Source organism: Hirschia baltica ATCC 49814, assembly GCF_000023785.1.
In the GTDB taxonomy this organism is placed as follows: Bacteria; Pseudomonadota; Alphaproteobacteria; order Caulobacterales; family Hyphomonadaceae; genus Hirschia; species Hirschia baltica.
On sequence record NC_012982.1, the window covers coordinates 3,445,041 to 3,455,622 of the forward strand.

At 41.1% G+C, this 10,582-nt stretch carries 12 protein-coding genes; 7 read left to right on the forward strand and 5 right to left on the reverse strand.

The features are described from left to right. The first annotated feature begins 116 nt into the window (after positions 1-116). On the forward strand, positions 117-638 hold the full coding sequence (gene secB, locus HBAL_RS15805) for a protein-export chaperone SecB (protein ID WP_015828960.1): 522 nt from the start codon (positions 117-119) through the stop codon (positions 636-638). A 42-nt stretch (positions 639-680) separates the two neighbouring features. On the opposite strand, the gene dnaQ is transcribed toward secB, so the two are convergent. Genes dnaQ through HBAL_RS15830 form a run of 5 tightly spaced genes read right to left on the reverse strand, consistent with a single transcriptional unit; the run spans position 681 to position 4,247 of the window. Then, positions 681-1,382 carry a DNA polymerase III subunit epsilon gene (gene dnaQ, locus HBAL_RS15810; RefSeq protein WP_015828961.1) on the reverse strand — a complete coding sequence of 234 codons (702 nt, stop codon included), beginning with the start codon at positions 1,380-1,382 and terminating at the stop codon, positions 681-683. Between the two features lies 1 nt (position 1,383). Beyond that, positions 1,384-1,992, reverse strand: coding sequence for a dephospho-CoA kinase (gene coaE, locus HBAL_RS15815; RefSeq protein WP_015828962.1), 609 nt, complete (start codon positions 1,990-1,992; stop codon positions 1,384-1,386). A gap of 1 nt (position 1,993) precedes the next feature. Further along, positions 1,994-2,821: a shikimate dehydrogenase gene (aroE, locus tag HBAL_RS15820; protein WP_015828963.1), complete on the reverse strand. Its 828-nt coding sequence runs from the start codon at positions 2,819-2,821 to the stop codon at positions 1,994-1,996. Then, positions 2,818-3,417, reverse strand: coding sequence for a Maf family protein (locus HBAL_RS15825; RefSeq protein ID WP_015828964.1), 600 nt, complete (start codon positions 3,415-3,417; stop codon positions 2,818-2,820). Before HBAL_RS15825 ends, aroE begins: the two co-directional genes overlap by 4 nt. 14 nt (positions 3,418-3,431) lie before the next feature. Next, positions 3,432-4,247 carry a pyruvate, water dikinase regulatory protein gene (locus tag HBAL_RS15830; RefSeq protein ID WP_015828965.1) on the reverse strand — a complete coding sequence of 272 codons (816 nt, stop codon included), beginning with the start codon at positions 4,245-4,247 and terminating at the stop codon, positions 3,432-3,434. A gap of 418 nt (positions 4,248-4,665) precedes the next feature. On the opposite strand from HBAL_RS15830, the gene hemE reads away from it, so the two are divergent. From hemE to mnmE, 6 genes are all read left to right on the forward strand, one after another. Then, positions 4,666-5,700 carry a uroporphyrinogen decarboxylase gene (gene hemE / locus HBAL_RS15835; RefSeq protein WP_015828966.1) on the forward strand — a complete coding sequence of 345 codons (1,035 nt, stop codon included), beginning with the start codon at positions 4,666-4,668 and terminating at the stop codon, positions 5,698-5,700. A 12-nt stretch (positions 5,701-5,712) separates the two neighbouring features. Beyond that, positions 5,713-6,738, forward strand: a complete 1,026-nt coding sequence (gene hemH / locus HBAL_RS15840) for a ferrochelatase (RefSeq protein ID WP_015828967.1) — start codon at positions 5,713-5,715, stop codon at positions 6,736-6,738. Between the two features lie 9 nt (positions 6,739-6,747). After that, on the forward strand, positions 6,748-7,185 hold the full coding sequence (locus tag HBAL_RS15845; RefSeq protein WP_015828968.1) for a CopD family protein: 438 nt from the start codon (positions 6,748-6,750) through the stop codon (positions 7,183-7,185). Between the two features lie 177 nt (positions 7,186-7,362). Next, complete coding sequence (gene rho, locus HBAL_RS15850) at positions 7,363-8,646, forward strand: transcription termination factor Rho (RefSeq protein WP_015828969.1); 1,284 nt, start codon at positions 7,363-7,365, stop codon at positions 8,644-8,646. Positions 8,647-8,738: 92 nt separating this feature from the next. Then, entirely contained in the window at positions 8,739-9,089 is a 351-nt protein-coding gene (locus HBAL_RS15855; protein ID WP_015828970.1) for a Spx/MgsR family RNA polymerase-binding regulatory protein, read from the forward strand. A gap of 62 nt (positions 9,090-9,151) precedes the next feature. Beyond that, on the forward strand, positions 9,152-10,516 hold the full coding sequence (gene mnmE, locus HBAL_RS15860) for a tRNA uridine-5-carboxymethylaminomethyl(34) synthesis GTPase MnmE (RefSeq protein ID WP_015828971.1): 1,365 nt from the start codon (positions 9,152-9,154) through the stop codon (positions 10,514-10,516). The last annotated feature ends 66 nt before the right edge of the window (positions 10,517-10,582 follow it).

Sequence of the window (10,582 nt, forward strand, 5' to 3'; positions counted from 1 at the left end):
GAGTTCTTGCCACATATATATGTTGACAAAACAAGGAATGGAACCGTTTTACTTGTTTGCTTTAGCAGCTCATGTTAGCTGGCACCTAGTTCCCCGTATCAAACGGATGTAAAGATATGAATGACACGCCCTCAACTGAAGGCCAACCAACAATTGATCCAGCTCAAACATCAGCTGAATCTGGTCCCTCAATTCGCGTACTCGCGCAATACATAAAAGACTTGTCTTTTGAAAATCCCAACCCGCTTACAGCAGGTGCAGGTCAAAATGCTCCTGCTATAGAATTGGGTATTGATGTAAAAGCAGACCCACAACCTGATCAGCCTGGTATTTTTGAAGTCAATTTACGTTTATCGGCCCAAGCAAAACGCGAAGAAAACGTCGTTTTCATTGCTGAACTTGTTTATTCTGGACTATTTGAACTTAAAAATACCCAGCAAGCAGATGTAGAGCCATTGTTGCTTATAGAATGCCCAAGACTTCTTTTCCCATTTGCACGACGCGTTATGGCTGAAGTGACACGGGAAGGCGGATATCCACCTCTGCTTATAGATCCAATTGATTTTGTCGGATTATATCGTGCTCAACGCGCGCAAGCAGCGGCAGAAAACCAAACACCACCAACTGCTCAAGCTTAAACAATAAAAAATATAAAAGCGACGATGTTCTTACCGTCGCTTTTATTTTGTCAAAATTTTATTCCACACCGGCGTTTCGTCAAAAGTCGCGATAAAACTCTGGTGGGCTGCATTTTCTTCTTCTGTTAAAAAAGAACGTAATTTTTTGGGCCGTTGACGACGCTGAGTACGCTTAAACGCCACTTCAGCATCTGATTGTCCTTCATTTTCAAATTCAAAAGAATGAGCACGCCCCCCTCTTAATTCCAGATAGACTGACGCTAAGAGCTGAGAGTCGACAACCGCTGTGTGAACGTCCCTTTTTGCAAGAGAAATATCAAATCGCTTACAAAGGGCATCTAGTGTCGCCGAAGCACCAGGAAATTTTTCACGTGCCAATGCCAACGTATCTACACAGCGTTCTTTAGGAAAATCAGGCCCGCCGACACGGCGCATTTCCTCATTTAAGAATCCACGGTCAAATTCTGCATTGTGTGCGACTAAGGGAGAATCTTCGATGAAATCGAGAAATTCTTTATACACACTTGGATCACTAAAAACGGGCTTACCTTTTAGCATTTCATCGGTAATACCGGTAATACGAATTGTATCTTCACTAACTTGACGCTCTGGATAGATTAGCCTGTGAAATTCACGTCCAGTGGGTAAAAGATCAACAATCTCTACTGCACCAAGTTCGATAATACGATCACCATCTTTTGCACTTAGGCCCGTTGTTTCAGTATCGAATACGATTTCACGCATTTTAGTCTTCACTCTCGTTTAACTGGATCAAAGATTGAATAATCTGATAAACATTTTTTTCAGCGCTATCCAATCCAAGACTTGTATCAATAATGAAATCTGCGCGTTCGCGTTTTTGTTTATCTGGCATTTGTTTAGCCAAAATTGCTGAAAATTTTTCTTCCGTCATGCCTTCACGATCAAGAACACGTTGTTTTTGAATTTCAGCAGGTGCTGTCACGACCAATATTTTATCAACAAATGCATCTGAACCAGTTTCAAAAAGCAAGGGTATGTCAAACACCACAATGTCTGTGCCTTTTGCTTTATGTTCGTCTAAAAATTTGAGACGTGTCTCAAATACCAAAGGATGTACAATGGCTTCCAGCTTTTTCATGGCAGCTGAATCTTTTAGCACATATGCACTTAATTTCTGACGATCGATGCTGCCTTCTTGGTTTTTTACACCCGGAAAAGCATCCTCTAATTTGTCAACGGCTTTTCCACCTGATTGGTAGAGCGCATGAACAGCGGCATCTGAATCATAAACTGGAATGCCCGCATCCAGAAAGATGTTGGCAGTGGTTGATTTCCCCATTCCTATAGAACCAGTAAGACCTAAGATAATCATTTTATGCTAATTTCTTTTTGCACATACCAAGGGCTAGTTCGACATCAGGTATTTCATTATGCCATAATTTATAGGCTAGAGCCGCTTGCTCAACGAGCATTCTTAAGCCGTCTTCACTTTTCCATCCAGCATTAGACGCTTTACCCAGAATTTCTTCGGGAGCTTTTCCATAAGATAAGTCAAAAAATAAACGAGAATTACCGTCGGGAAATACAATATTATTTGCGAGGCCGGCCTTAAGACTCGTCGCATTTATGACTATATCAACGCGATCCATTTGCTCTGTTAAACCCTGTAAATCACCAGATTTAGCTTTAGGAGCCAATTCTGAAATGAGGGTGTCTGCTTTAGAAACAGTTCGATTTAAGATGGTTAAATCAGCACCTTGTAAATCAAGAATATAGGCGACTGCTCTAGCTGCACCACCAGCGCCGATTAACAACACTTTTTTGTTTTTCAAAGTGTTTTCTGAAATGACGGAATATAACGAATTTAAAAATCCATGAGCATCAGTATTTTCCGCATACCATCCATTGGATGTTGCTTTGAGTGTGTTTGCGACACCTATTTTTTTTGCTGTATCACTGACATCAATTGCTGAATTTATAGCAGCTTTCTTATAAGGCATTGTTATGTTCAGGCCCTGAACATCAAATCTCAGCAATGCTTGAATATCAGACACAGCAGTTTCAGTTTGCAAGTGAAATTTATTGTAAAAAGCGCTTATATTTGATGCTTTTAGCCATAGATTATGAATATCCGGCGAAAGAGACTGAGCAATAGGGTCACCAATCACACCATAAACTTTTGTATTGGAAATCCCACTCACTTTTGAAGATCTCCTCGATCTTGTAACCAATTGAGAAGCTGAATTAAGGGGAGACCCAATATAGAGAAATAATCACCTTCAACCTTTGAAAATAGCTGAACGCCTGGGGCTTCAAGTCTATAAGCTCCAACTGTTGTAAGCGCTAAATCACCTTCATTTTTCAGATATGTATCAAGAAATTCTTCTGAAAAATTTCTCATTGTAAGACGAGGACGCGTCGTCATTCTCCAAATAGGTTGTCCATTTTCACAAGCAACTAAAGCAGTTTCTAATGTATGGGTTTTTCCACGCATTTTTAGGAGATTTACGCGTGCTTCGTCGATAGATTTAGGTTTATCGAACTGAACACCTTCAAGATCTAGCATTTGATCCGCTCCAAGAACGATGCCTTGATGCTTGATAGAAACTTTTAACGCTTTCATCTCAGCCAAAGCTTCTGCTTGACGTTGAGTTGATTCACCATCCGCACGCATAGCCATTTTTACGGCATCTTCATCTAAACTAGAAGCCATTTGTTCAAAAACAAGACCGGCTCCACGCATTAAATCACCGCGAGATTTGCTTTGAGAAGCCAAAATTAATGTGGAGTCTGTCACTTAGTTAGTCGCCTCTAATTACGTCCAGATTCGGATATTGTGTTTAAAATTGCTGCCGCTGTTTCTTCAACGGATCTGCGAGAAACATCGATTGTTTTCCATTTCATGCGTGCAAATAATCTATTTGCCCATGTTATTTCCTCTCGCACAGCTTCTTCAGATGCATAAGCGGTATTTGGGTCTTCTTTGATAGATATTAAACGTTGACGCCGAATATCAACCAATCTTTTTGGCGATATCTTTAATGCGATGACTAATGGAGAATTTGGACCCATTAAAATTTCAGGCGGATCAACTCCGGGAACCAATGGAACATTCGCAGCTTTAATCCCTCTGTTTCCTAAATAAACACATGTAGGCGTTTTTGATGTTCGGCTAACGCCAACTAAAGCAACGTCGGCATCACCTAAATCTTCTACGCTTTGACCATCATCATGCGCCAATGTGTAATTTAGTGCTTCAATGCGTGTAAAATAACTGGAATCAACTTTGTATTGACCAGCAACAGATCTGTTGGATCGCAATCCCAAATAACGACTTAGCACATCAACTGCTGGATCTATGACAGGTAAGACTGGTGTATGAGTCAATGAACACCAATCTTCGAGCGTCTTTCGCAACCCTTCATCAGATATCGTGTAAAGAACAATACCAGGGGCACCTTCAATTTCCCGAAGCGCGCGATCTAATTGTCTTTGAGACCTCACCAGATAATAATTATGTTCTAAAGGGGATACATCTTCAAACTGAGCACAGGCTGCACGCATGACAGCATTTAGTGTTTCACCTGTTGAATCTGATAGAAGGTGGACGTTGAAATAAATGTCCATATAATTTCGGCAATGCCGTCCTCTACTGGTTTAATGCACAAAATACCGTGGTTTTACCGGGTATTACCCGTATTTCCCCAGCCATCTGTGGAAAACCTGTTAGGTGCTAATTTTGGTTAACTTTACTCACATTTATTCACAATTCTATCTACAGGCTAGAAATTCAACAAAATAAAATAGATTCTTTCCACCATATTATTGTTAATTTGGACTCGACTCATAATTAACCCTTATTAACAAAGGCGTTAACCTTAATGAATCGTAATTAAGATTAATGAAGACGATGTGAACTAATGCCACATTGGATGTTGATAGAGTGTGGATAAAAGTTCAAACGTTAATTTTTCCCCGTTATCAACGCTCTTATAACAATAGAAGAATCTAAACTTAATAATAGAATTTAAAGGAAGAGGTTTACGTGGCACAGCCTGAGAAAAAATTGCTAGAGACGCTCAATGGCAAAATATACGAACATCCTCCAGTATGGATGATGCGTCAGGCTGGAAGACATTTACCAGAATACCTTGAACTACGTGGTAGAGCCAAGGACTTCTTAGATTTTTGTTATTCACCGTCTTTAGCCACTGAAGCTACGCTTCAACCCATAAGACGCTATAATATGGATGGCGCCATTCTTTTTGCAGATATTCTTCTTATTCTAGATGCAATGGGTAGAAATGTACGTTTTGTAAAAGGAGAAGGTCCACAACTTGATCCGGCTTCTTCTGCGGCTGATCTTGATAAATTTCCTTTAGAAAAGTTGTTGGATAGGATGTCTCCCGTATACGAGACGGTATCTCGTGTTAAATCCCAATTGGCGCCTGAAACAACGTTGATTGGATTTGCAGGAGCACCTTGGACAGTTGCAGTCTATGCGATCGAAGGTAAAGGCGGCACTGATAAATCGGCTGCGCGATTAAAAGCCTATCAAGATCCAGAAGATTTGGATGCAATTTTGGACATCCTCGTGGAAACAACCGCACACTACCTTAAAGCTCAGGCTGATGCTGGTGCAGATGCACTCATGGTGTTCGATAGTTGGGCCGAAGGTTTAGCCGAAGATAGTATGGATAGATTGGTTATAAAACCGACACAGAAGCTCATACAGCGTGTTCGTGATCTTGGGGTTACTCAGCCAATAATTGGCTTTCCTCGTGGATCAGGCGCCATGTTAGAGCCTTATGCAAAGCATACTGGGGTAACAGGAGTTGGACTTGATACTGCTCTACCTGTAAAATGGGTCCATGAGGCATTGCCTAAATCAATGCCCGTTCAAGGAAACCTTGATCCACTCAGGTTAATTTCCGGTGGAGATGCTATGGATGCTCGTATTCGTGAAATTAAATCAGCGTTTAAAGATCGGCCACATATTTTTAATCTTGGCCATGGCGTAACTCCGCAGACACCCATTAGTAATGTTGAACGGGCTGTTAAAGTCATTCGAGAAGAATAAGGAATAAAAAATATGCGTATTGCAGTTGTTTTATTCAATTTAGGCGGTCCTGACAATTTAGAGACCGTTGAACCTTTTTTATTCAATCTTTTTAATGACAAAGCCATTATAGGACTGCCTCAACCATTGCGATGGTTGATTGCAAAATTGATATCATCGCGACGGTCCGAAGAAGCCAAAAGCAATTACGCTAAAATGGGTGGATCATCACCTCTTTTACCAGAAACTCAATTTCAAGCGGATGAGCTGGAAAAATCATTAAAAGCGACGGGACTGGATGCTCGCTGTTTTATATCTATGCGGTATTGGAAACCATTTACTGGAGATGCGGTTAAAGCTGTAAATGCGTTTAATCCTGAAAAAATTGTTTTATTGCCGCTTTATCCTCAATTTTCGACAACCACGACAGGTTCTTCCATTCAAGCTTGGAAAAAAGCTGGCGGCAAAACAGCATCAACTATTTGTTGTTACCCCACAGAAGAGGGATTGATAAATGCGCATGTGGATAAATTGGTATCGACTTGGAAAGACAATGGAGCTCCAGACAATTTAAGAGTTTTATTGTCAGCTCATGGCTTGCCTAAAAAAGTTGTGGACGGCGGAGATCCCTATCAATGGCAAATAGAACAAACATGTGCAGCTGTTGCTAAAAAATTGCCAAGTGATTGGGAAATAGAAATTTGTTATCAATCAAAAGTGGGACCGTTAGAATGGATCAGTCCATCTACAGATTCTAGTATTTTAAAAGCTGCAGCGGACGGAAAAAATATACTTGTAAGTCCGATTGCTTTTGTATCCGAACATATTGAAACACTCGTCGAATTAGATGACGAATATGCCGAATTGGCCCGGGAGCACGGTGTGACAACTTATTTGCGAGCGCCTGCTTTAGGGATAGCTAATGAATTTATTGGTGGACTAACAAATCTGGTGCGGAAAGCTATTTTGGAAAAATCTGAAATTTTATCATCCGATGGGGACCGTATTTGTCCAAAAAACTGGTCTAAATGTCCTCACAGTCATATTTCAACCGAATAGGATTATCGCATGGGTTACGAATGGTTTCGCGCCGGACATATAATTTGCGTCGTCGCTTGGATGGCTGGAATGTTAATGCTCCCACGTCTGCTGGTGTACCGTATGGAAGGACGTGATAATGAAGGATTAGTCCAAACTATGGACTCAGCAATTATTCGGCTTCGGAAAATAATATTGACGCCTATGTTGATTTTAACATGGGTTTTTGGATTTTCACTTGCACATCTAAATTGGGATTTTTTTTCGAGCCAACCCTGGTTTTGGGTAAAGATAGTCGCAGTTATTCTGCTTTCAGGATCGCACGGATATTTTATTGGGCTTCATAAAAAAGAGATGGCTGGAACGTTGAGCATGTCTTCAAAGAAACTTAGGTTGTTAAATGAAGTGCCCTTCATGCTTGCGATTATTGCGATTATAATGGTTGTTGTAGAACCGTTTTCTAATTGAAAAATTTTAGGTTGTTGCAGCTCTGACTTTCTTCTGTAGATGTTGACTTTTAACCGTGAATGTGGTGAAGAAAATTCAAACGGCTATTCTGACCGTTACGAAATATGCGCGAACCTAGGTTCGACTTTCCTATTTATACCGTAATTCGTTACTCATAGAAAAAAGAAAAACTGGTTTATGTCTGAGACTGAAACCCCTGAGCGTATGACGCTTGCGGAGCTGAAACTTAAATCTCCTACAGATTTACTTGCATTCGCTGAAAATCTCGAAGTTGAAAATGCTTCTTCCTTACGTACCCAAGAATTGCTTTTTGCCATTCTAAAAGAGCTATCCGAACGCGATGTTGAAATCGTTGGTGGTGGTGTTGTGGAAGTCCTTTCTGATGGATTTGGTTTCCTTCGTTCTCCTCAATCCAATTACCTTCCTGGACCAGATGATATTTACGTCAGTCCACAGCAAATTCGCCGAATGGGTTTGCGTACTGGAGACACTGTTGAAGGTGAAATTCGTGGACCTAGAAATGACGAACGTTATTTCGCGCTTGTAAAAGTTGAGTCCATCAATTTTGAAGCACCAGATCAGGTTAAACACAAAGTTCACTTTGATAACCTTACGCCGCTTTACCCAGAAGAACGCTTCAACATTGAAATTCCTGACCCTACCCGCAAGGATAAATCTGGTCGTGTAATTGATATCGTTGCGCCGATTGGTAAAGGTCAGCGTGCATTGATTGTTGCGCCGCCTCGTACAGGTAAAACTGTTCTTTTACAAAACATCGCTCAGTCAATCGCTGAGAACCACCCAGAATGTTACTTACTTGTTTTGCTGATAGATGAACGTCCAGAAGAAGTAACAGACATGCAGCGTTCTGTTAAAGGCGAGGTAATTTCATCTACGTTTGACGAGCCAGCCACACGTCACGTTCAAGTGGCTGAGATGGTTATCGAGAAAGCCAAACGTCTTGCTGAGCATGGTCGTGATGTTGTTATTCTGCTCGATTCCATTACGCGTCTTGGTCGTGCTTACAACACAGTTGTTCCATCATCAGGTAAAGTTCTAACAGGTGGTGTTGACGCCAATGCGCTTCAACGTCCGAAACGTTTCTTCGGTGCTGCTCGTAATATTGAAGAAGGCGGTTCGTTGACTATCATTGCAACAGCATTGATTGATACTGGATCACGTATGGATGAGGTTATCTTTGAGGAATTCAAAGGTACAGGTAACTCAGAGATCGTTCTAGAGCGTAAAATCGCTGATAAACGTGTCTTCCCTGCTATTGATATTCTTAAATCTGGTACGCGTAAGGAAGAGCTCCTTATGCAACAGAAAGATCTGCAGAAAGTCTATATCTTACGCCGTATTCTAAATCCTATGGGTGCTCAGGATGCGATTGAGTTCTTACTAGATAAATTGAAACAAACGAAAAATAACGATGAATTCTTCGATTCTATGAAGAATTAGAATTACATATTTTTTTAAATCTAGATTGGGGATGACGCAAATATGTGTCATCCCTTTTTTGTGTTTAAATTACCTAATGAGCGGGATTTTCAATGCTTACACTGACCGGCCTTAAAGCATGTGATACTTGTCGAAAAGCGCAAAAATGGCTTGCTGAGAATGATATTAGATTTACATACAGAGATGTAAAATCTGATGGTGTTCCTCAAAATGATTTAGAAAGATACGTTGCTTTATTAGGTTGGGACAAAGCGATCAATAAAGCGAGTACGACTTGGCGTGGTCTTTCTGACGATCAGAAAAATGACATTACTGACGAAAAGGCTGTTAATTTGCTTTTGGCAAATCCAAGTCTTATGAAACGACCATTATTTGAAATCGGTGATGAAATAGTTCTGGGATTCCGAGACGAACAGAAACAGAGAATTCTGGAACTTATTTAGCAAAACTTGTCTCAATAGTAAAATTTGTTTCACGTGAAACAAATCAATTTGGTCAAAATAACATGTCGAATAACACTATTTGTGCATTGGCGAGCGCGTCGGGTAAAGCTGGGGTATCTGTTATCCGGTTATCTGGTTCAAAGGCTGGAGAGATCTTACAGCTTTTAACTGCACAGAAATTACCCTCAAGACGTAAGCTGGTTATTCGATTATTATTTCATCCATCAGACTCCGCTAAACGGGATCAGTTGGATGAAGCGCTTGTCGCTTTTATGCCTGGCCCTAATAGCTTTACTGGCGAAGATGTTGTTGAATTTCACCTGCACGGTGGAACAGCGATTGTCGCTTCCGTTATAGATGCATGTTTAGCAACTAAACTTTGTCGTCTGGCTGAGCCTGGAGAATATACACGCCGGGCTTTTGAAAATGGTCGTATGGATCTCACCAAAGCTGAAGCTATTGGGGATTTGATTGATGCTGAAACGGATGCACAGCGTCGCCAAGCGATGCAACAATATGACGGCGCTTTTCACGCGCAATGTCTCAATTGGCGTTCTGGTTTAATTGATGCAATGGCCTCTCTTGATGCAGCAATAGATTTTCCTGACGAGGATGATGTGCCTAGCGGTGTGGATAGTCGCGCCTATCCGCTTGTGAAGGAATTGATCACCTCGATTGATTTGGCTCTTGAAAATGCAAATGCTGGTTTGGCTGTTCGTGATGGATTTAAAATTGCAATTATTGGTCCGCCAAATGCAGGTAAGTCCACATTGATAAATGCCTTAACAGGCCGTGATGCAGCGATTGTATCTAGTATCGCAGGTACAACGCGAGACATTGTTGAAGTGCGTTTAGAGTTAGGCGGTTATGTCGTTTGGCTGTCTGATACTGCAGGATTGCGAGATACAGGCGATGAGATAGAAGCTGAAGGTGTTCGCAGAGCCTTAGTTAGAGCGGCTGAGAGTGACCTGCGGATTTTTATGCACGGTTATGACCAACCTCTTCCTGATTTAAGTTTAGCGCAGGATGGAGACTTTCTTTTAGCAAATAAAGCAGACTTGTCTGATGGAACTCCTCAAGATTTAAATCTCTCTGATTTGGACAAAAAAGTATTCAGCGAAAAAGTTTCGCTGAAGATGTCTGAAGATGTCAAACGCATCAGAGTTAAGCTGGAACAGACTGTCATTGATCGCATGTCCACGGGAGCATCTGCGCCGCTAGTTTCTCGTCAACGCCACAAACAATTATTATTATCTACCAAAGAAAACTTACAACACGCCATCCTTGCCATGGAGAATGATTTTTCAGCCGATCTCATTGCAGAGGATATTAGACTGGCTGCACGCGATGTAGGAAAAATTACTGGTGAAATAGATTCCGAAGATGTACTCGATAGAATTTTTGGTGAGTTTTGTATCGGAAAGTGATGTTTCACGTGAAACACATTGATCAATTCTCATTTGGCGGAGTCGACGAACTGATATAAAATCTCT

Excerpts from the sequence above, each read along its gene's own strand:
- secB (WP_015828960.1), top strand. The coding sequence starts at position 117 with ATGAATGACACGCCCTCAACTGAAGGCCAACCAACAATTGATCCAGCT.
- dnaQ (WP_015828961.1), bottom strand. The coding sequence starts at position 1,382 with ATGCGTGAAATCGTATTCGATACTGAAACAACGGGCCTAAGTGCAAAA.
- coaE (WP_015828962.1), bottom strand. The coding sequence starts at position 1,992 with ATGATTATCTTAGGTCTTACTGGTTCTATAGGAATGGGGAAATCAACC.
- HBAL_RS15830 (WP_015828965.1), bottom strand. The coding sequence starts at position 4,247 with ATGGACATTTATTTCAACGTCCACCTTCTATCAGATTCAACAGGTGAA.
- hemH (WP_015828967.1), top strand. The coding sequence starts at position 5,713 with ATGCGTATTGCAGTTGTTTTATTCAATTTAGGCGGTCCTGACAATTTA.
- HBAL_RS15845 (WP_015828968.1), top strand. The coding sequence starts at position 6,748 with ATGGGTTACGAATGGTTTCGCGCCGGACATATAATTTGCGTCGTCGCT.
- rho (WP_015828969.1), top strand. The coding sequence starts at position 7,363 with ATGTCTGAGACTGAAACCCCTGAGCGTATGACGCTTGCGGAGCTGAAA.
- HBAL_RS15855 (WP_015828970.1), top strand. The coding sequence starts at position 8,739 with ATGCTTACACTGACCGGCCTTAAAGCATGTGATACTTGTCGAAAAGCG.
- mnmE (WP_015828971.1), top strand. The coding sequence starts at position 9,152 with ATGTCGAATAACACTATTTGTGCATTGGCGAGCGCGTCGGGTAAAGCT.